Below are 18,876 nucleotides of genomic sequence, written 5' to 3' on the forward strand. Positions count from 1 at the left end.
CCACCGAGCGGACACCTGAACGAGCGGCGAGAACAGAGCGAGGAATCACCATGAGTGCTGTCACTGCCCCGGCAGACTCCGACCGGCCGCGTCCGTCCTCCCCCGAGGACGCCGGGCCGGCGGTCGTCGGCCTCCGGGGCGCGGTCGCCACCGTCGGGGGGCGGCCGGTGCTGCGCGGCGTCGACCTGACCGTCCGGGCCGGCGAAGTGGTCGCCCTGCTGGGCGCCAACGGCTCCGGCAAGTCCACCACCGTGAAGAGCGTGATCGGCTCGGTGCCGCTGGACCGGGGCAGCCTGGAGCTGTTCGGGCGGCCGTACCGCAAGTTCCGGGACTGGCACCGGATCGGGTACGTACCGCAGCGCACCACCGCGGCCGGCGGGGTGCCGGCCACCGTTCGCGAGGTGGTCTCCACCGGGCGGCTGCCGCAGCACGGCCTGCTGCCGTTCCGCCGCAAGGACCGGGCCGCGGTGGACCGGGCACTGACCGCCGTCGGCATGCTGGACCGGGCCGGCGACCGCGTGGCCCACCTGTCCGGCGGACAGCACCAGCGGGTGCTGATCGCCCGCGCCCTGGTCGGCGTCCCCGACCTGCTGATCATGGACGAGCCGATGGCCGGGGTCGACGTGGACAGCCAGCAGGTGCTCGCCGAGATCCTCCGCAACGAGGTCCAGCGCGGCTGCGCCGTCCTGCTGGTGCTGCACGAACTCGGACCGCTCGAACCGCTGATCGACCGCGCCGTGGTGCTCCGCGACGGCTGCGTCGCCCACGACGGGCCGCCGCCCCGGGGCGTCGGCCAGCACGCGCTGCCCGGCCACGACCACGTCCACCCGCACGCCGACGACCACCACCGCACCACCCAGGGGCTACTGGCATGATCGAGATGTTCCAACCCGACTTCATGCAGCGGGCGTTCCTCGCCGCCGTCCTGGTCGGCGTCACCGCGCCCTCGATCGGCATCTACCTGGTGCAGCGCCGACAGGCGCTGATGGGCGACGGCATCGGGCACGTCGCGCTGACCGGTGTCGGCCTCGGCTTCCTGTTCCAGGCCAACCCGATGTGGACGGCGGTGCTGGTCTGCGTGCTCGGCGCCGTCGTGATGGAGCTGGTCCGGGCCCGCGGCAACCAGCGCGGCGACATCGCGCTGGCGATGCTCTTCTACGGCGGCATGGCCGGCGGCAAGCTGCTGGTCTCGATGAGCAGCCAGTCCGGTGCGGGCAGCCTGGAGAGCTACCTGTGGGGCTCCATCCTGTTCGTCTCCCCCGGCGACCTTGCGGTGATCGGCCTGCTCGCGGCGGTGGTCCTCGCGGTCACCCTGGGTCTGCGGCGGCAGCTGTTCGCGGTGTGCCAGGACGAGGAGTTCGCCCGGGTGACGGGCCTGCCGGTACGGGTGCTGAACCTGCTGCTCGCGGTGATGGCCGCGGTCACCGTGACCGTCGCCATGCGGGTGGTCGGCCTGCTGCTGGTGAGCGCGCTGATGGTGGTCCCGGTGGCGGCCGCCCAGCAGCTGACCCGCTCCTTCGCGGCCACCCAGGCCACCGCGATCGGGGTGGGCGTGGTGACGGCGCTGTTCGGCGTCGGCACCTCCTACCAAGCCGACCTGCCGTCCGGCCCGACCATCGTGTTCCTGGCCATCCTCACCTTCGCCCTGTTCAGTGCGATCGCCGCGCCGCTGGCCAGGCGGCGCCACCGGGCGTCCGCCGAGCACGGCCCGGCGGTGTGCGACGTGGTCCTGCCCGGCGCGGCCGGGGACTCCCCCGGCGACCCTGGAACCGCGGGGGGCCGGATCGCAGTCCTGGAGGGCACGGAGCCGGTCCGGGCACCGGCGGGAACCACGGTCGATGCGCCGCGGTCGGGGGAGTCACTGTCAAGTCGGGGGCTGGCACAATGATGTGCGAAACCACCCGATCAGCAGGAGGACCCACGGTGACCACCGCAGGCCCGTCGCCGCGCGCGCGTTCGACTCGGCAGCGCACCGCCGTCTCGGCGGTCCTGGACGAGATTGAGGACTTCCGCAGCGCGCAGGAACTGCACGACATGCTCAAGCACCGGGGCGACTCGGTGGGTCTGACGACCGTCTACCGCACCCTGCAGTCCCTCGCCGAGGCCGGTGAGGTGGACGTGCTGCGCACCGCCGAGGGCGAGGCCGTCTACCGGCGGTGCAGCAGCGGGCACCACCACCACCTGGTGTGCCGGCACTGCGGGGCGACCGTCGAGGTCGAGGGCCCCGCGGTCGAGCGCTGGGCCAACGCGGTCGCCGCCGAACACGGGTTCAGCGACATCGCGCACACCCTGGAGATCTTCGGCACCTGCGGCGAGTGCGCCGCCAAGCAGCAGGAGCAGTAACCGCCCGGCGGCCGGGCGGCAGCCACCGTCCGCCCCGGGCAGCGGCCCCGGCGAGGGCAAGGGCAACAGCAACGGCCCCGGCCCCAGCAACGGCGAGGGCCCGGATCGGAACAGTCCGATCCGGGCCCTCGGCCGTACCCGCGCCGCGCCGCGCGCGTCCGCGGTCAGCGCTGCGGCGGAAGCCCGCTGCCGACCTCGTTGGGGAGCGCGCCGCCGAAACGGCGGTCGCGTCGGGCGTACTGCTCGCAGGCGCGCCACAGGTCGCGGCGGTCGAAGTCCGGCCAGAGCACGTCCTGGAAGACCAGCTCGGCGTAGGCCGACTGCCAGGCCAGGAAGTTGGAGGTGCGCTGCTCGCCGCTGGGGCGCAGGAACAGGTCGACGTCCGGCATGTCCGGGTAGTAGAGGTACTTGGCGAAGAGCTTCTCGTTGACCTTCTCCGGGTTGAGCTTCCCGGCGGCGACGTCGCGGGCGATGGCCAGCGCGGCGTCGGCGATCTCGGCCCGCCCGCCGTAGTTGAGGCAGAAGTACAGCGTCATCGCGTCGTTGTTCTTGGTCTGCTCCTGGGCGACCTGGAGCTCCTGGACCACGCTCTTCCACATCCGCGGCATCCGGCCGGCCCAGCGGATCCGGATGCCCATGGCGTCCATCTCGTCGCGGCGGCGGCGGATCACGTCCCGGTTGAAGTTCATCAGGAACTTCACCTCGTCCGGGGAGCGCTTCCAGTTCTCGGTGGAGAACGCGTACAGCGAGAGGTTCTTGACCCCGACCTCCAGGCAGCCGCGCAGCACGTCGAGGACGACGCCCTCGCCGACCCGGTGGCCCTCGGTGCGGGGCAGGCCGCGCTCCTTGGCCCAGCGGCCGTTGCCGTCCATGACCACCGCGACGTGGTTGGGGACCAGTTCGCCCGGGATCTTCGGCGGCTGGGCGCCGCTCGGGTGCGGGGCCGGAGCCTCGTACGTCCGCTTGCTGCCGAACAGCCGTCGCGCGACCATGCTCACTTCTCCACGTATCTCATCGAGCGGATGCCCCGCTCCAGGTGCCACTGCAGGTAGGCGGCCACCAGCCCGCTGCCCTCGCGCCAGTACCGCGGCTCGCAGCCGTCGGCGGTCTGCCAGTCTCCGGAGAGCAGCGCGCCGAGCAGTACCAGTGTCTCAGGGGAGGGTACGGCACTTCCGGGCACCCGGCAGTCGCCGCACAGCACGCCGCCGGCCTGGAGCGAGAAGAAGCGGTTGGGGCCGGGCAGGCCGCAGCGGGCGCAGTCGGTGAAGCTCGCGCCGTAGCCGTTGACGGCGAGCGAGCGCAGCAGGAACGCGTCCAGCACCAGGTGCGAGTGGTGGGTGCCGGCGGCCAGCGTGCGCAGGCCGCCGACCAGCAGGAGGTACTGCTGGACGGCGGGCTGGCCCTCGTTCTCGGCGAAGCGCTCGGCGGTCTCCAGCATCGCGGTGCCCGCGGTGTAGCGGGCGTAGTCGTCGACGATCCGGGCGCCGTAGGGGGCGATGGTCTCCACCTGGGTGCACAACGGCAGGGTGCGGCCGACCAGTTCGCTGCCGCGGCTGAAGAACTGGACGTCGACGTGCGAGAACGGTTCGAGGCGCGCGCCGAACTTCGACTTGGTCCGGCGCACCCCCCGGGCCACCGCCCGCACCTGACCGTGCTGGCGGGTCAGGAAGGTGATGATCCGGTCGGCCTCGCCGAGCTTCTGGGTGCGCAGCACGATGCCGTCGTCGCGGAAGAGACTCATGGTGGAACCCATTGTCCCGCACCCCGCCGACAACCCGGCCGGCCGGACCCGCGGACGGATCCCGCGGACGAACCAGGTCGGCCGGCCCTGCGGACGGACCCCGGAGGGGCCGGGCGGCCCACGGCGCGCAGCCGTGAACCCGCACCGGGGTTGTGGGGGCTTTCACCCGTGCGGTGCGGGACACGGCGGGCCCGGGAGGGGGGATTTCGGGCCCGGCTCGTGGGTGGTGCGGAAGGACGGGAGCGGAACGGACGGCAGGGGATCGGGTCGGGTCAGTGCGGGGCGCGGGTGGCCGCCTCCAGCAACCGGTCGACCTGCTGCTCGGTGAGGCGCAGGCAGCGGCCGACCACGGCGAGCGCGGCCCGCTCCTGCGGGAGGTAGCGGCCGTCGGCGAGGGCGACCACGGCGCCGAGGGTGAGCAGCCGCTCCCGGCCCTGGAGGGCGAGGTGCGGGGCGAGCGGTTCGAGCGCGGCGTGCAGTTCGACGGCGAGACCGCCGCCCTCGATGTCCACGTCGATCGGTTCGCCGCCGCCGTGCCCGGAGAGCGCGGCCAGCGCGGCCAGCACCTGGGCCTCGCCGCAGTCGTCGAACCCGGCTTCCCTGATCACCGTGCAGGCGGCCTCGCGCCCGCTGCGCCCGGCGGTGCCGCCGGCCGCGAGCGCGGCCAGGGCGATGGTGTACTGGGCGTCCCGGAGCATCGCGCCGAGCCGGACCGAGGTCAACTGGTCCAGGGCGTCGACCCCGTAGCGGCCGCGGCAGGACGTGCACTGGACGCTGCGGACCACGCCGCCGAGCGGCAGGACCGGGGTCCCGAGCAACCGCAGCCACCGCCGGCCGTGTTGCCGGCGGTAGTTGCGGTCTCCACCACAGCCCGGGCAGAAGAATTCACCGAGGACATCCGTCCGCCACCGAGGGCGAACACCCCACAACCCTGTCACGGCGCCACTCCCCAGACATGGCAGGCGGCCTGCACATCAATGGGCAGGTCACGCGTCCGGACGCCGGAGTCGTCCCACCGACCCCGGTTCCGGTTCGACGATGTTGCCACGGTTACAGGCTCGTGTCAGCACCCTGAACGGGTGCCGGGGGGAAAATTTGTGACCGGGGCCACATGTGATCGACGACACCACCCGAACGCCCGCGCCGCGGGCCGGATATCTCCTGATGATCCGTCAATGTCCGTACCCGGCGAGGGCCGCGAGACCGACGGGCCGGAAACGCGGAGGGGACCCGCCGGTGACGGGTCCCCTCGGAGCGCGCGGGAGCGCGGGTGGCGGGTGTCAGTCGCGCTGCGCCGCCCGGTTGACGGCGCTGACCAGGGCCTTCAGCGAGGCCAGCACGGTGTTGCCGTCGACGCCCACGCCCCACAGCACCTTGTCGCCGACGGCGCACTCGACGTACGCGGCGGCCTGCGCGTCGCCGCCCTCGCTCAGCGCGTGCTCGGCGTAGTCCAGGACGCGGACGTCCACGCCGATCGAGGCCAGCGCGTTGACGAACGCGGAGACCGGGCCGTTGCCGGTGCCGGTCAGGACGACCGGGGCGCCGTCGACGACGGCCTCGGTGCTCAGCACGTCGCGGCCGTCCTCGGTGGTCAGGCTGCGGGAGCCGCTCAGCGAGATCCGGCCCCACGGGTTGGCCGGGGTCGGCAGGTACTCGTCCTGGAAGACCGCCCAGATGTCGGCGGGGGTGACCTCGCCGCCCTCGGCGTCGGTCTTGGCCTGGATGATCCGCGAGAACTCGATCTGCATCCGGCGCGGCAGGTCCAGCTTGTGGTCGTTCTTCAGCACGTAGGCGATGCCGCCCTTGCCGGACTGCGAGTTGACCCGGATGACCGCCTCGTAGCTGCGGCCGACGTCCTTCGGGTCGATCGGCAGGTAGGGCACGCCCCAGGTGTGCTCGGAGACCGGGACGCCGGCGGCGGCCGCGTCGGCCTCCAGGGCGTCGAAGCCCTTCTTGATCGCGTCCTGGTGCGAGCCGGAGAAGGAGGTGAAGACCAGGTCGCCCGCGTAGGGGTGGCGCTCGGCCACCGGCATCTGGTTGCAGTACTCGGCGGTGCGGCGGATCTCGTCGATGTCGGAGAAGTCGATCATCGGGTCGACGCCCTGGGAGAACAGGTTCATCCCGACGTTGACCAGGTCCAGGTTGCCGGTGCGCTCGCCCTGCCCGAACAGGCAGCCCTCGACCCGGTCGGCGCCGGCCATCACGGCCAGTTCGGCCGAGGCCACGCCGGTGCCCCGGTCGTTGTGCGGGTGGGTGGACAGGCAGACGAACTCGCGGCGCGACAGGTTCAGCGACATCCACTCGATCTTGTCGGCGTAGACGTTCGGGGTGGAGCGCTCGACGGTGGTCGGCAGGTTCAGGATGATCTCGCGGCCCTCGCCGGGCTGCCAGACGTCCATCACCGCCTCGCAGACCTCCAGCGCGTAGTCCAGCTCGGTGTCGATGAAGATCTCCGGCGAGTACTCGTAGCCGAAGACCGTCTCGTCGCCCAGGATCTTCTCGGCGTACTCCATCACCAGGCGGGTGCCGTCCACCGCGATGGCCTTGATCTCGTCCTTGCTCGCCTTGAACACCACCCGGCGGAACAGCGGCGAGGTCGCGTTGTACAGGTGGACGGTGGCCCGCGGGGCGCCCTTCAGCGACTCGACGGTGCGCTCGATCAGGTCCTCGCGGGCCTGGGTCAGCACCGAGATGGTGACGTCCTCGGGGATCGCGCCCTCGTCGATCAGCGAGCGGACGAAGTTGAAGTCGGTGGCGCCGGACGACGGGAAACCGACCTCGATCTCCTTGTAGCCCATCTTCACCAGCAGGTCGAACATCTTGCGCTTGCGGGCCGGCGACATCGGATCGATCAGCGCCTGGTTGCCGTCGCGCAGGTCGGTGGACAGCCAGCGGGGGGCCCGGGTGATCACCTTGCTCGGCCAGGTGCGGTCCGGCAGGTCGATGGTGCCGAAGGGTACGTAGCGCTGGAACGGCATCCCCGAGGGCTTCTGCTGCACGGTGGCGGCGGTGATCGGGGTGGGGCGGTCGATGAACGCGCGGGCGACGGAGGACTGTTCGGTCATGGGTGAGGCTCTCGGCTTCCCTTGTCGAAGGCTGTCTGCGGTCGGGGGATACAGGACACCCGAACTCGGCCGACTGAATGCGCCGCGGAGGATCACACTGGGCGCAACACGACTCCCCGCGGCGAGGGGGCCGGCCTTGACTGGACTACAGGCCCTCGCCGCGGCAGCTAAGAAGAAGCAGCCGGATACGCATGATGTCGCCACTGTAACAAGACCGGGCGGGGCGGCGCAGTGAGCCCCGCCACGATCCCACCCACTGAGACGGCGCCCCCGCTCCCGCCGCCCCCGCGGCACGACCCGAACGGGCTGCGGGGAGTTGGTGAAAAGCCTCGGCAAACCCCTTCGTTGCGTAGCACACTGACAACCATGCGTATCCAGGTCACCCGCACCGGCGGGTTCGCCGGCCTGCTCCGGTATGCCGAGATGGACACCGCGGAGCGCCCGGACGCCCCGCACGTGCACGCCCTGGCGCGCGAAGCGGTGGCCGGCGGACTGCGCGCGCCCGCGTACGGCGTGCCCGACGGCTTCCACTACGAGATCACCGTCGACGGCCGCACCGTCCACTGCGCCGACCCCAAGCTCACCGACTCCCAGCGCGAACTGGTCAGCCTGGTGCTGCGCGAAGGGGCCTGACGCACCGTCAACCGGGCGCCACGGGGCTGGAGTTCAGATCCAGTCGTGCAGCGAGGCTAGGAAGCCCGCCGGGTCGTCGCGGTGGATGCAGTGCCCGGCGCCCGGCACGGTGCGCACCTCGAAGCCGCGGCGGCGCAGCTCGGCGGCGTCCTCGTCCGTCACCAGGGTGCTCGGGTCGGCGAGCTGGACCAGCGAGGGGACGACCGGGGCGTCCGGCAGCACGGACAGCCCGGGGTGCGCCCAGAGGCCGAGCGCGGTGTCGCTGTCCCAGCACGCCAGCGAGGCGAGTTCGACGTCCACGTCCTCGGTGGCCCACTTGGGGTGCATGCCGGTGATGAACGCCCTCGTCCCGAAGCGCTTGAAGCCGATGAACGGCTCCGGCCCGAGCCCGGGGCGGACGTACACGAACGCGGGGTCGCTGTAGACCGCCCGGGCGGGCTTCAGCCGCTCGACCGCCAGCCGGAGCGCCAGGGCGCCCATCGAGTGGCCGATCGCCAGGTCGGCGCCGACCGGCAGGGTGTCGACCAGGTCCTCGGCGAACCGCTCGGGCCCGTACCGCTCGGCGGGGGTCGCGCCGGTGCCGCGCGGGGAGGCGCCGTGGCCGCGCAGGTCGACGGCGAGCACCCGGTAGCCGCGTTCGGCGAGCGCCGGCCCGATCACCCGCCAGGTGCGGTGGTCGCCCTGGATGCCGTGCACCAGCAGCGCGGTGCGCCCGCCCGTGCCCCACTCGTGGGTGTGCAGTTCCATCCCGGTCGACCCCTCCCCGCGCGACGCCCTGTCAGAAGCCGAGCTTACGCAGCTGCTTGGGGTCGCGCTGCCAGTCCTTGGCCACCTTGACGTGCAGGTCCAGGTAGACCGGGGTGCCCAGGAGCGCCTCGATCTGCTTGCGGGCGGTGGTGCCGACGTGCTTGAGCCGGGAGCCCTTGGCGCCGATCACGATGGCCTTCTGGCTCTGCCGCTCGATGTACACGTTGGCGTGGATGTCCAGCAGCGGACGGTCGGCGGGGCGGCCCTCGCGCGGGATCATCTCCTCGACCACCACGGCCAGCGAGTGCGGCAGTTCGTCGCGCACGCCCTCCAGCGCGGCCTCCCGGATCAGCTCGGCGACCATGGTCTGCTCGGGCTCGTCGGTCAGGTCGCCGTCCGGGTACAGCGGCACGCCCTCGGGCAGCAGCTTGGTCAGCAGCTCGGCCACCAGCTCGACCTGCTGGTCGCCGACCGCCGACACCGGGATGATCTCGGCCCACTCGATGCCGAGTTCGGCGCCCAGCTGGTGGACGGCGATCAGCTGCTCGGCCAGTCGCTTGGAGTCGACCAGGTCGGTCTTGGTGACGATCGCGACCTTCGGCGTCTTGCGGATCTCGGCGAGCTCCTTGGCGATGAACTTGTCGCCGGGGCCGAGCTTCTGGTCGGCGGGCACGCAGAAGCCGATCACGTCGACCTCGGCCCAGGTGGTGCGGACCAGGTCGTTGAGCCGCTCGCCGAGCAGGGTGCGGGGCTTGTGCAGCCCGGGGGTGTCCACCAGCACGAGCTGGGAGTCGGGGCGGTGCACGATGCCGCGCACGGTGTGCCGGGTGGTCTGCGGTCGGTCGGAGGTGATCGCGACCTTCGTCCCGACCAGGGCGTTGGTCAGGGTCGACTTGCCCGCGTTGGGACGGCCGACGAAACACGCGAACCCGGAGCGGTACGGGGAGGAAGGGGCATTCATGGCACCCATTGTCGCCGATCCCCGGGGCCGCCCCGCTCACCGGGCACGCCCGGGCGTCGCCGCCGACCGCCCGACCGCCCCGCCCGGCCGCTCGGTCGACCGCCCGTCGAGCCCGTCCGACCGCCCCACCCGACCGCTCAGTCGACCACCCGCCGAGCCCGTCCGACCGTCGGGCCCGACCGCCCCGCCCGGCCGCTCAGTCGGCCTTCTTCTTACCGCCGCCCGTGATCGCGCCGACCAGGACGAGCACCAGCAGGGTCAGGGTGCCGGCCAGCCACCACGGGGAGCCGGTCTCGTGCCAGCGCCCGAAGCCCATGACGCAGAGGATCAGTCCGCAGAAGAACGCCGCGACGCCCATGTCCCCTCCCCCGCCGGGACCGGCCCCGGCCGGTGCGATTATCGCACCCAGGGGGTGGGCGGAAAGGGCGGCGGGGCTCCCTCCGGACGCCCCGCCCACCCGGCTCCCGCCCCGCTCCGGCGGGTCTCGCTCCGCCCCCCGGCGGGCCTCACTCCGCTGCGGCGGCCAGCTTCAGCGCCCCGTCCGGTCCGGCCAGCAGCACCGGCGTCCCGGCCCCGCCCAGGTCCCGCACGGCGGCCAGGTCGTCCGCCGCCGGGACGTCCGTCTCGGACACCAGCGCGGCCGCCTCCAGGCCCTTCGCCCCGCTCGCCACCGCCATCGCCACCGCCGTCTGCAGCGCGCTCAGCTTCAGCGACTCCAGCGCCACCGTCCCGGCCACGTACGTGCGTCCGGTCTCGTCGCGCACCGCGGCCCCCTCGGCCACGCCGTTGCGGGCGCGGGCCGAGCGGGCCAGCGTGATGATCTTCTTGTCCTCGGGGTCCAGCTCGGAAATCTCGGTCATGGCCCGAGCATAGTTACCGCCCGCCACCCCCCGGCCGCCCAGCCCGGGTCGTGGGACCGCCCGGCCCGGGCCCGGCGGTCGTCAGTGCCCGGGCCCGGCCGGTCGTCAGTGCCCGGTCGGCTTGGGCGGGCCGGGCCGGAGCACCTTCACCAGGGCGGGCGGGCCGTTGGGCTGGTCGGCGGCCTTCGCGTGCCGCTCCTTCCAGTACGGGTTGTCCTGCGGCAGGTGGCTGCTGACCCGGCCGTACATGCCGAAGGTCAGCACCACGAAGCCGAAGACGAAGCTGAAGATGACGTTGGAGATGTGGAAGGCGAGCCGGTTGGCGCTGGAGTCCAGCACCATCAGGCCGACGAAGCCGGCCAGCACGAACAGCACGCCCATGATCATGTTGATGTTGGAAGCGGTGTTGCCGCCGATCACGGCGCCCAGGATCAGGATCCCGCCGGCCACCAGGGAGAGCACGCTCAGCGCCCCGTTGCTGGACAGGCCGATCACTTCCTTGCCCGAGGTGTCCAGGAACCCGGGGTGGGCGCCGGTCAGCCCGAGGATGCCGAACACCACCAGGAACAGCCCGCACAGGCCCGCGCCGTAGCGGTAGACCGTGCCGAGCCGGTGGTCGACCGGGAGTTCGTCGTGCAGTTTCACCGGGTCCTCCCCGCGTGGTCGGACCGGAGGAACGGCACTTCGTGGAGGTACAGCGACCCGCACTGCTGGCAGCAGTGCAGCCCGGTGCCCCAGGCCTCCTCCGGCCTGCTCTCGGCGTCCGAGGCGATCTCGGCGCCGCACATGCCGTGCGAAGGGTCGACGGCACGGACCACGTGCCACCTGGCCACCCCGCCGGCCGGCCCGCTCGGGCCGTACTCCGCGCGCAGTAGATGTGCCATGTCTTCCACGGTGCGCACGCCCCGGGCGGCCTGGCAAACGGGCTCCGGGACGCGGCGTCCCAACCGGCACCGCCGATTGGGACGCCCCGTCCAGGAGCCCGTCCAGGAGCCCGTCGCCAGGAGCCCGCCACCAAGGGCCCGTCACCGGGAACGCGGGCGCCCGGAGGTCAGGAAGCGGCCTCCTCGGCCTGCTCCTCGCTCTCCTCCGCGACCCGCACCGGAGTGGCCACCACGGTGCCGATCCGGTTGCGCCGGCCCGCCGAGCTCTCCGCGGTCAGGCCGATCGCGGCCAGTCCGCTGCCCTCCGGCACCGGCACCTCGCAGGAGGAGCCGGGGATCGGCACCCGGCCGAGGCACTTGGCCAGCAGCCCGCCGACGGTCTCCACGTCCTCGTCGTCCAGCTCGATCCCGAACAGCTCGCCGAGGTCCTCCACGGTGAGCCGGGCGGTGATCCGGTACGAGCCGTCGCCGAGGTCCTCGACCGGGGCGATCTCCCGGTCGTACTCGTCGGTGATCTCGCCGACGATCTCCTCCAGGATGTCCTCGATGGTGACCAGTCCGGCGGTGCCGCCGTACTCGTCGATGACGATGGCGACGTGCGAACGCATCTGCTGCATCTCGCGCAGCAGGTCCGCGGCGGGCTTGGAGTCGGGGACGAACACCGCCGGACGCATCACCGAGTCGACCTGGTCGGACTCGGCGTCCCGGTTGATGTGGGTGCGGCGCACCAGGTCCTTGAGGTAGACGATGCCGACCACGTCGTCCTCGTTGTCGCCGACCACCGGGATCCGCGAGAAGCCCGAGCGCAGTGCCAGCGTGAGGGTCTGCCGGACGGTCTTGTGCCGCTCGATCATCACCAGGTCGGTGCGCGGCACCATCACCTCGCGCACGATGGTGTCGCCCAGTTCGAAGACCGAGTGCACCATCCGGCGCTCCTCGTCCTCGATCAGGTCGTCCTTCTCGGCGAGGTCGACCAGCGCCCGCAGTTCGGCCTCGGAGGCGAACGGGCCCTCCTTGTAGCCCTTGCCGGGCGTCAGCGCGTTGCCCAGCAGGATCAGCAGCCGCGGGATCGGCCCGAGGATCCGGGCCAGCGGCAGCAGCACGTAGGAGGCGGCGGTGACGGTGCTCAGCGGGTGCTGGCGGCCGATCGTGCGCGGGGAGACCCCGACCGCGACGAAGGACACCAGCACCATCACGCCGAACGCCACCAGCACGGCCTGCCAGGTCTGCTGGAAGCTGCGCACGCACACCACGGTGACCAGCACCGCGGCGCCCATCTCGCTGGCGACCCGGATCAGCGTCGCCAGGTTCAGGTAGCGGATGTTGTCCGAGGCCAGGGTCAGCAGCCGGCCGGAGCCGCGCCGCCCGGAGCGGACCGCCTCTTCGGCCCGGAAGCGGGACATCCGGGAGATGCCCGCCTCGGCGCACGCCGCCAGCCAGCCGAGGCCGACCAGCAGCAGCGCGCCGATCAGGAAGCTCGTACTCTCACCACTCACAGCGGGCCGGCCCTCAGTGGACGGTCGGCGCGGGCGACAGGCCGGACAGGCCGCGGCCGGCCCGCCAGTCGTCCAGGATCCGCTTCTGCAGCGCGAACATCTCGCGCTCCTCGTCGGGCTCCTCGTGGTCGTAGCCGAGCACGTGCAGCACCCCGTGGACGGTGAGCAGTTGCAGCTCCTCGTCCATCGAGTGCCCGGTGGGGGCGGCGAGGCCCTGCTGCTTCGCCACCTCGGGGCAGAGCACGATGTCGCCGAGCAGGCCCTCCGGGAGGTCCTCGCCCTCCTTGCCCGGACGCAACTCGTCCATCGGGAAGGACATCACGTCGGTCGGTCCCGGCAGGTCCATCCACTGGACGTGCAGCTCCGCCATCGACTCACTGTCGTAGAGGATCACGGAGAGCTCGGACTGCGGATGGATCCGCATCTTGTCGAGGGCGTAGCGGGCGACGTCGAGGATGGACTCCTCGTCGACGTCCCACCCGGACTCGTTGGCGATGTCGATCGACATGGAGGGCTCAGTACTCAGCTTTCGGTGCGATGGGACTGCCGGGGCGCCCGGGCGCCCCGCCGTTGGACGGGTTTGCGGTCGCCGGACTCCTCGGACTCCTGCCGGGCGTCCCAGCGTTCGTACGCATCAACGATGCGGCCGACCAGCTTGTGCCGCACCACGTCGGTGCTGGTCAGCACCGAGAAGTGGATGTCCGGCACGTCGGCGAGGATCTCCTGGACGACCTTGAGGCCGGAGCGGGTGCCGCCCGGCAGGTCGATCTGGCTGGTGTCGCCGGTCACGACCACCCGGGAGTTGAAGCCCAGGCGGGTCAGGAACATCTTCATCTGCTCGGGCGAGGTGTTCTGCGCCTCGTCGAGGATGATGAAGGCGTCGTTCAGGGTGCGGCCGCGCATGTACGCGAGCGGGGCCACTTCGATCGTCCCGGCCGCCATCAGCCGCGGGATCGAGTCGGGGTCCATCATGTCGTGCAGCGCGTCGTACAGCGGGCGCAGGTACGGGTCGATCTTCTCGTAGAGGGTGCCGGGCAGGAAGCCCAGCCGCTCCCCCGCCTCGACGGCCGGCCGGGTCAGGATGATCCGGTTGACCTCCTTGGCCTGCAGGGCCTGCACGGCCTTGGCCATCGCCAGGTAGGTCTTGCCGGTACCGGCCGGGCCGAGGCCGAAGACGATGGTGTGCTTGTCGATCGCCTCGACGTAGCGCTGCTGGTTGAGCGTCTTGGGGCGGATGGTGCGGCCCCGGTTGGACAGGATGTTCGCCGTGAACACCTCGGACGGGGCCGGGTGGGCCGGGTCCTCGGCGGCACTCCTGAGCATGGTGATGGAGCGCTCCACGGCGTCCTCCGTCAGGGGTTGGCCGGTGCGCAGCACCAGCATCATCTCGGTGAAGAGCTGCTTGACGAGCGCGACCTCGGCGGGCGAGCCGGTGGCCGTCACCTCGTTTCCGCGGACGTGGATGTCGGCGCCCGGGAAGCCGTCCTCGATCACTCGCAGGAGCGAGTCGGCCGCGCCCAGCAGGGTGACCATCGGGTGCTTCTCCGGAATGACGATCCGGGTGCTGGTGGACGCCTCGTCGGGGCGCCGCTGTCCGTCGGTTCGGGTCTGCGGTGTGTCAGTCATGGGTCGGCGCTGCGGCCTGCCTCATCCCAATCCGTCGTGTCGTGTGGCTCGGGCTCTCCGGGTCACCAGGGTACGCCGCGCAGGTGTTCGCCGGAGCGGCGCGGCGGCTTCGATGGTGGGGTCTGCCGCCCCGATGCGCGAACGGTTTTCCGCACGTCCGGCCCCGGCCGCGCGACCCGGCGGCGGTCGGCGGCCCGGCGGTCGTCCCCGCGACGGCGGCCGGCTGCCCCGCGACGGCGGCCGACGGCCCGGCGGCGGTCAACGGCGCGGCGGGACGGGGATCCTCGCCAGGTCCTCGGCGACCACGATCTCTCCGTCGAAGTGCGCCCGGGCCTCGGCGAGGTGGCCGGCCAGGTCGGGGTAGCGCTGCGAGAAGTGCGTGAGCACCAGCGTGCGCACCCCGGCCCCGGCGGCCACCCGGGCGGCCTGGGCGGCGGTGAGGTGGCCGTGCTCCTCGGCGAGCCCGGCGTCCCGGTCGAGGAAGGTCGCCTCGATGGCCAACAGGTCGGCGCCCTCGGCGAGTTCGTGGACCCCGTCGCAGAGCCGGGTGTCCATCACGAAGGCGAACCGCTGGCCCGGCCGGACCTCCCCGACCTGTTCGGCGGTGACCGTCCGACCGTCCAGCTCGATCCGGCCCTCGCGCTGCAGCACGCCCACCGCGGGTCCGCGCAGGCCGAGTTCGCGCAGCTTCTCGGGCCGCAGCCGGAAGCCGTCCGGTTCGGTCAGCCGGTAGCCGAACGACTCCACCGGGTGGGAGAGCCGCACCGCGCCGAGCGCGAACGGGGCGCCCGGCGCCTCCAGCGGGCCCGTGGCGGTGACCGGGCGCTCCCGGATCTCGGCCGTCGCGTGGTAGGCGCTGGCGTGCCGCAGCCGGTCGAAGAACTCCTGCCCGGAGGCCGGGTAGTAGGCGTCCACCGGGTGCGGCACCCGGTCCAGGTTGATCCGCTGCACGATGCCGGGCAGCCCCAGGCAGTGGTCGCCGTGGAAGTGCGAGACCGCGATCCGGGTGATCCCGGTGGCGCTCACCCCGGCGTGCAGCATCTGCCGCTGGGTGCCCTCCCCCGGGTCGAACAGCAGCCCCTCGCCGTCCCAGCGCAGCAGGTACCCGTTGTGGTTGCGGTGCCTGGTCGGGACCTGGCTGGCGGTGCCGAGGACGACGAGTTCGCGCTGCGACAACGCTCAGACCAGTCCCTCGGTGAGCGGCTTGCCGCCCAGCACGTGCACGTGCGCGTGGAAGACCGTCTGCCCGGCGCCCGCACCGGTGTTGAAGATCAGCCGGTACGACTCCAGGCCCTCGCCGGCCGCCGCCCCGCCCGCCTCGGTGAGCAGCTCGGCCGCCACCTCCGGTTCGGCGGCGGCCAGTTCGGCCGCGTCGGCGTGGTGCACCCGCGGGATCACCAGCAGGTGGGTGGGGGCCTGCGGGTTGATGTCCCGGAACGTCAGCGTCCGGTCGGTCCTGCGCACCACGGTCGCCGGGACGTCCCCCGACACGATCTTGCAGAACACACAGTCCGCCTGCGGCTCGCCGGCCATCTCCCGCGTTCCTTCCCGAGGATCCGTCACTGGTGCCACGACCTTACAGCGGTCAGCGCACCGTGATCAGGTAGGTCCGGCGTTCGCGGTAGTTCCCGATGAACCCCTCGCAGGAGGACCAGCAGTTGTCGACCGTCAGCTCGGTGGCGCCCCGGCCCTCCGCCCGGAACACCAGGTAGAGCTCCCCGCCGTCGCCCATGTACGCGGGGTTGCCGCGGACCCGGTCGGCGCCGGTGAAGGCCAGTACCGCCGGGTCGAACGGGGGGTCGACCGGCCGGTGCTCCATCCCCGGCTGCACGGCGAGCTTCCAGTGCAGCGAGAACACCTGCCCCGGCCGCACCGAGATCTCCCGCGCCTCCGCGACGAAGACCCTCCCGTGGTTGGTCTGCCAGCGCGGCCCCCAGAGCGGCGCCACCAGCACCACCAGCACCGCCGCCCAGGCGATCCGCCCCTTAGCCGCCCCGGCCGCCCCGGCCGCCGCCCTGGCCGGCCCCGGCCCCCGCCGGCCCGGCACGCCCCGCACACCCCTCACCGGCCGCGGTCCGCGCGGCGCAGTTCGAGCAGCGCGGCGACCGCCGCGAGCCAGTCGGCCACCAGGGCCCCGGCGCCCACGTCGCCGGCGTCCAGCACCGCGCCGGCCGCGTGCAGCCAGCCCCCGGCCAGTTCGGCCGCGCCGGGGCCGACCAGTGGTTCCGGCAGTCCGGCGGCGGCCCGGAGCCCGGCGGCCCGGACCACCTCGGCCAGGTAGGCGACGGCGTACGGCGGCACCTCGCACCGCTCGGCCAGCAGCGCGGCGGCCACCGCCCCGTCGGCGAACAGCGCCTGCCGGTGCGGTCCGTCGGCGGGCAGGCCGAAGCGCAGCAGGGCGGGCACGTCCAGGGCGGCGAGTTCCGCGTCGGTGCGGCCGGGCGGGGGTGCGGGGGTGGTCATCGGTGCGCTCTGCTCACTTCGGTAGGCGGACGCTGGTGGCGGTGTTCATCTTGGAGGTCTGGTCGAGCGTGTTGCCCATGCGGTCGTTGACGAAGTCGTCCTCGGTGATCCAGACGGTGTAGCCCCACGGGTTGTAGACCTGGAGCCTGTCGCCGCTGTGCCCGATGATCATCAGCTGGTGCCCGTCGTCCCCGCCGCGGATGGTCACCGGGACGGGCCGGCCCAGGTCCACCGCCTTCTCGACGTCGACCAGCACGTCCCGCCGGGCGTCCTGGCCGCCGAGCGGGACGTTGCGGTACTCGGTGCCGGTGGACGCCCCGACCTCGTCGTTCATCACGTCCCGGGCCTGGCCGTCGCTCATGCCGTCCTGCCCGACCAGCGGCAGGTCCTGGTACCAGTCCCGGCCCTCCCGGTACACCCGGTTCTGCTCGGCGGTCAGCCGCTGCGAGAACGCCCCCGGGCTGTCGTACTTCGGGTCGCCGGGGTGGCCGCCGGTGGTGAGCTGCAGGGCGTAGAGCGGGTCGGCCATCGCCCGCATCGTGACGGTGGAGGCGGCGACGCAGGTGGGCGCCTTCTCCGGCTGCGCCCACAGCGCGCCCGGCTCGCCGACCGACCGGCGGTACTCGATGCCGGCGGTGGGGGCGGCCGAGTCGAGCTTGAGCGGGCTGAGCCGGTCGCCCAGCCAGTGCGGGTCGGAGCCGTGGTCGTGGATCTGCCGGTCGAAGGCGGCGATCTCGTCGACGCCGTGGCCCGCGGCCAGCGCCTTCATCAGGTAGGCGCGCTCCTGGGGCGAGCCGGAGTCAGCCAGCAGGCGGTCCATCCGCTGCCGGTCGGCGGGGGCGAGGCGGTCGAGGCACTGGCCGGCCCGGGTGGCGTCCTCGGGGCCGAGGATCCGCCGGAGGTCGCCGAGCGCGGTGGTGTCGGTGAGCGCCAGGCGGTCGGCGGCGGTCAGTCCCCCGGCCCGGAGCCGGGCGGCCTCGGCTCCGGCGGCGAGGCGGTTGAGTTCGGCGGCGGCGCGGTGCCCGGCCTCCTCGGCCTGCCGGGCGGCGTCCAGCATCGCGGCGATGCCCTCCCGGGCGGCCTCCTCGGCCTGGTGCAGCTGCTCGTCGTCCCAGGTGACCGGGTTGGGCAGGCCCTCCTCGGTGGTGAGGTGGGCCAGCATGCCGGAGGCGTGGAACAGCGGGCCGCGGGCGCCGTCGTGCCGGGCCTTCGCCCGGTCGAGCACGTCGCACAGTTCGAGCAGCTGCCGCCCGGCCAGCCGGTACGCCTCGGCCATCCGCTCCAGGTCGTCCCCGGACGCCCTGACCACCTCGGCCGCGGTCTCGCCGACCCGGCCGGTCCAGGCGTCCGGGAGTTCGCCGGAGCCGATGTTCGCCACCACCAGCCGGACCTCGGAGATCCGGGCGGCGGCGTCGACGCAGGCCCGCCCCAGGCTGTCGACGGCGTCCGGGCTGCCCGCGGGCCCGGGGAGCCGGGCGGCCTCGTCCACCGCGTGCTTCAAGTCGGCGGCGCACCACTTGCCGTGCAGGGCGGCGATGGCGCGGCTGAGCGATTCCACCTGTTCCCGGTGCGTCCTCATCGGTGTGCTGACTCCCCCTCGGCGGTGACGGGCTGCTTCCTCCGGGCCGGTGCGGGCGCGACCGGCGGTCCGGCGCGGTGCGAGGTACCGGGCGGTGCGCGGTACAGGCGGTGCGGGACGGTGCGCGGTGCAGGGCGGGGCGCGGTGCAGGGCGGGGCGCGGTCCGGCTCGCGGTTCAGTACGACGTGCGGTGCAGCGAGCCGGCCACCGCCTCGTCGGTGTCGCGGTAGTTCGCCGCGCTCTGCCGCACCCTGTCCGCGAGTTCGTACAGGGCCTCGACGTTGAGCAGCCGTTCGTCCCGCCAGGAGCCGAAGAAGTTGTCCGCCGCGTCGGCCACGCCGTAGTCGCCGACCCGGGCGGCCGTGATGACGCCCAGGCACTCCAGCCCGCTGCCGGCCGTCTCCAGGTCGTCCCCGGCCCGGCCGAGCTTCCGGCCGCACTCCTCCAGCGCCTCGTGGTCCACGCCGAAATCCGGTGT

23 protein-coding genes are annotated in these 18,876 nt (G+C 72.9%); 4 read left to right on the forward strand and 19 right to left on the reverse strand.

Going from position 1 to position 18,876, the window contains the following annotated elements; all coding sequences use genetic code 11:
• The first annotated feature begins 50 nt into the window (after nucleotides 1-50).
• The 3 genes from ABD345_RS02435 to ABD345_RS02445 are packed head-to-tail and all read left to right on the forward strand — an operon-like array spanning nucleotide 51 to nucleotide 2,343.
• Nucleotides 51-875 (forward strand): metal ABC transporter ATP-binding protein, encoded by an 825-nt coding sequence (locus tag ABD345_RS02435; protein WP_344549991.1) that lies wholly within the window; start codon nucleotides 51-53, stop codon nucleotides 873-875.
• Complete coding sequence (locus ABD345_RS02440) at nucleotides 872-1,888, forward strand: metal ABC transporter permease (protein WP_344549992.1); 1,017 nt, start codon at nucleotides 872-874, stop codon at nucleotides 1,886-1,888. Before ABD345_RS02435 ends, ABD345_RS02440 begins: the two co-directional genes overlap by 4 nt.
• Before the next feature lie 35 nt (nucleotides 1,889-1,923).
• Entirely contained in the window at nucleotides 1,924-2,343 is a 420-nt protein-coding gene (locus ABD345_RS02445; RefSeq protein WP_344549993.1) for a Fur family transcriptional regulator, read from the forward strand.
• Between the two features lie 164 nt (nucleotides 2,344-2,507).
• On the opposite strand, the gene ABD345_RS02450 is transcribed toward ABD345_RS02445, so the two are convergent.
• From ABD345_RS02450 to leuA, 4 genes are all read right to left on the reverse strand, one after another.
• Nucleotides 2,508-3,335: an isoprenyl transferase gene (locus tag ABD345_RS02450; protein WP_344549994.1), complete on the reverse strand. Its 828-nt coding sequence runs from the start codon at nucleotides 3,333-3,335 to the stop codon at nucleotides 2,508-2,510.
• A 2-nt stretch (nucleotides 3,336-3,337) separates the two neighbouring features.
• Nucleotides 3,338-4,084, reverse strand: a complete 747-nt coding sequence (gene recO / locus ABD345_RS02455; protein WP_344549995.1) for a DNA repair protein RecO — start codon at nucleotides 4,082-4,084, stop codon at nucleotides 3,338-3,340.
• Between the two features lie 272 nt (nucleotides 4,085-4,356).
• Nucleotides 4,357-4,902 (reverse strand): TerB family tellurite resistance protein, encoded by a 546-nt coding sequence (locus tag ABD345_RS02460; protein ID WP_344549996.1) that lies wholly within the window; start codon nucleotides 4,900-4,902, stop codon nucleotides 4,357-4,359.
• 462 nt (nucleotides 4,903-5,364) lie between these two features.
• Nucleotides 5,365-7,149, reverse strand: a complete 1,785-nt coding sequence (leuA, locus tag ABD345_RS02465) for a 2-isopropylmalate synthase (RefSeq protein ID WP_344549997.1) — start codon at nucleotides 7,147-7,149, stop codon at nucleotides 5,365-5,367.
• A 366-nt stretch (nucleotides 7,150-7,515) separates the two neighbouring features.
• On the opposite strand from leuA, the gene ABD345_RS02470 reads away from it, so the two are divergent.
• Nucleotides 7,516-7,782, forward strand: a complete 267-nt coding sequence (locus ABD345_RS02470; protein ID WP_344549998.1) for a protealysin inhibitor emfourin — start codon at nucleotides 7,516-7,518, stop codon at nucleotides 7,780-7,782.
• Nucleotides 7,783-7,815: 33 nt separating this feature from the next.
• On the opposite strand, the gene ABD345_RS02475 is transcribed toward ABD345_RS02470, so the two are convergent.
• From ABD345_RS02475 to ABD345_RS02545, 15 genes are all read right to left on the reverse strand, one after another.
• Entirely contained in the window at nucleotides 7,816-8,529 is a 714-nt protein-coding gene (locus tag ABD345_RS02475; protein WP_344549999.1) for an alpha/beta fold hydrolase, read from the reverse strand.
• Between the two features lie 31 nt (nucleotides 8,530-8,560).
• Nucleotides 8,561-9,490: a GTPase Era gene (gene era / locus ABD345_RS02480; protein WP_344550000.1), complete on the reverse strand. Its 930-nt coding sequence runs from the start codon at nucleotides 9,488-9,490 to the stop codon at nucleotides 8,561-8,563.
• Between the two features lie 196 nt (nucleotides 9,491-9,686).
• The gene (locus ABD345_RS02485) at nucleotides 9,687-9,848 is read right to left on the reverse strand and encodes a hypothetical protein (protein ID WP_344550001.1); all 162 of its coding nucleotides are present in this window, start codon (nucleotides 9,846-9,848) and stop codon (nucleotides 9,687-9,689) included.
• 148 nt (nucleotides 9,849-9,996) lie between these two features.
• Entirely contained in the window at nucleotides 9,997-10,350 is a 354-nt protein-coding gene (locus tag ABD345_RS02490) for a cytidine deaminase (protein WP_344550002.1), read from the reverse strand.
• 105 nt (nucleotides 10,351-10,455) lie between these two features.
• Nucleotides 10,456-10,995: a DUF4383 domain-containing protein gene (locus ABD345_RS02495; protein ID WP_344550003.1), complete on the reverse strand. Its 540-nt coding sequence runs from the start codon at nucleotides 10,993-10,995 to the stop codon at nucleotides 10,456-10,458.
• On the reverse strand, nucleotides 10,992-11,234 hold the full coding sequence (locus tag ABD345_RS02500) for a hypothetical protein (protein ID WP_344550004.1): 243 nt from the start codon (nucleotides 11,232-11,234) through the stop codon (nucleotides 10,992-10,994). Before ABD345_RS02500 ends, ABD345_RS02495 begins: the two co-directional genes overlap by 4 nt.
• Before the next feature lie 167 nt (nucleotides 11,235-11,401).
• Nucleotides 11,402-12,730: a hemolysin family protein gene (locus ABD345_RS02505; RefSeq protein ID WP_344550005.1), complete on the reverse strand. Its 1,329-nt coding sequence runs from the start codon at nucleotides 12,728-12,730 to the stop codon at nucleotides 11,402-11,404.
• A gap of 13 nt (nucleotides 12,731-12,743) precedes the next feature.
• Nucleotides 12,744-13,238 carry an rRNA maturation RNase YbeY gene (gene ybeY / locus ABD345_RS02510; RefSeq protein ID WP_344550006.1) on the reverse strand — a complete coding sequence of 165 codons (495 nt, stop codon included), beginning with the start codon at nucleotides 13,236-13,238 and terminating at the stop codon, nucleotides 12,744-12,746.
• A 14-nt stretch (nucleotides 13,239-13,252) separates the two neighbouring features.
• Nucleotides 13,253-14,356: a PhoH family protein gene (locus ABD345_RS02515; protein ID WP_380273299.1), complete on the reverse strand. Its 1,104-nt coding sequence runs from the start codon at nucleotides 14,354-14,356 to the stop codon at nucleotides 13,253-13,255.
• 258 nt (nucleotides 14,357-14,614) lie between these two features.
• Nucleotides 14,615-15,532 (reverse strand): ribonuclease Z, encoded by a 918-nt coding sequence (locus ABD345_RS02520; RefSeq protein ID WP_344550007.1) that lies wholly within the window; start codon nucleotides 15,530-15,532, stop codon nucleotides 14,615-14,617.
• 3 nt (nucleotides 15,533-15,535) lie between these two features.
• Nucleotides 15,536-15,889 (reverse strand): HIT domain-containing protein, encoded by a 354-nt coding sequence (locus ABD345_RS02525; RefSeq protein WP_344550008.1) that lies wholly within the window; start codon nucleotides 15,887-15,889, stop codon nucleotides 15,536-15,538.
• A gap of 52 nt (nucleotides 15,890-15,941) precedes the next feature.
• Entirely contained in the window at nucleotides 15,942-16,403 is a 462-nt protein-coding gene (locus ABD345_RS02530; protein ID WP_344550009.1) for a hypothetical protein, read from the reverse strand.
• Between the two features lie 14 nt (nucleotides 16,404-16,417).
• Nucleotides 16,418-16,819, reverse strand: coding sequence for a hypothetical protein (locus ABD345_RS02535; RefSeq protein WP_344550010.1), 402 nt, complete (start codon nucleotides 16,817-16,819; stop codon nucleotides 16,418-16,420).
• A gap of 13 nt (nucleotides 16,820-16,832) precedes the next feature.
• Nucleotides 16,833-18,398 (reverse strand): hypothetical protein, encoded by a 1,566-nt coding sequence (locus ABD345_RS02540; RefSeq protein WP_344550011.1) that lies wholly within the window; start codon nucleotides 18,396-18,398, stop codon nucleotides 16,833-16,835.
• Nucleotides 18,399-18,573: 175 nt separating this feature from the next.
• A complete protein-coding gene (locus tag ABD345_RS02545; protein WP_344550012.1) occupies nucleotides 18,574-18,861 on the reverse strand; it encodes a WXG100 family type VII secretion target in 288 nt (95 codons plus the stop codon).
• Between the last annotated feature and the right edge of the window lie 15 nt (nucleotides 18,862-18,876).

Origin of the sequence: Kitasatospora saccharophila, from assembly GCF_039529925.1 — a bacterium.
In the GTDB taxonomy this organism is placed as follows: Bacteria; Actinomycetota; Actinomycetes; order Streptomycetales; family Streptomycetaceae; genus Kitasatospora; species Kitasatospora saccharophila.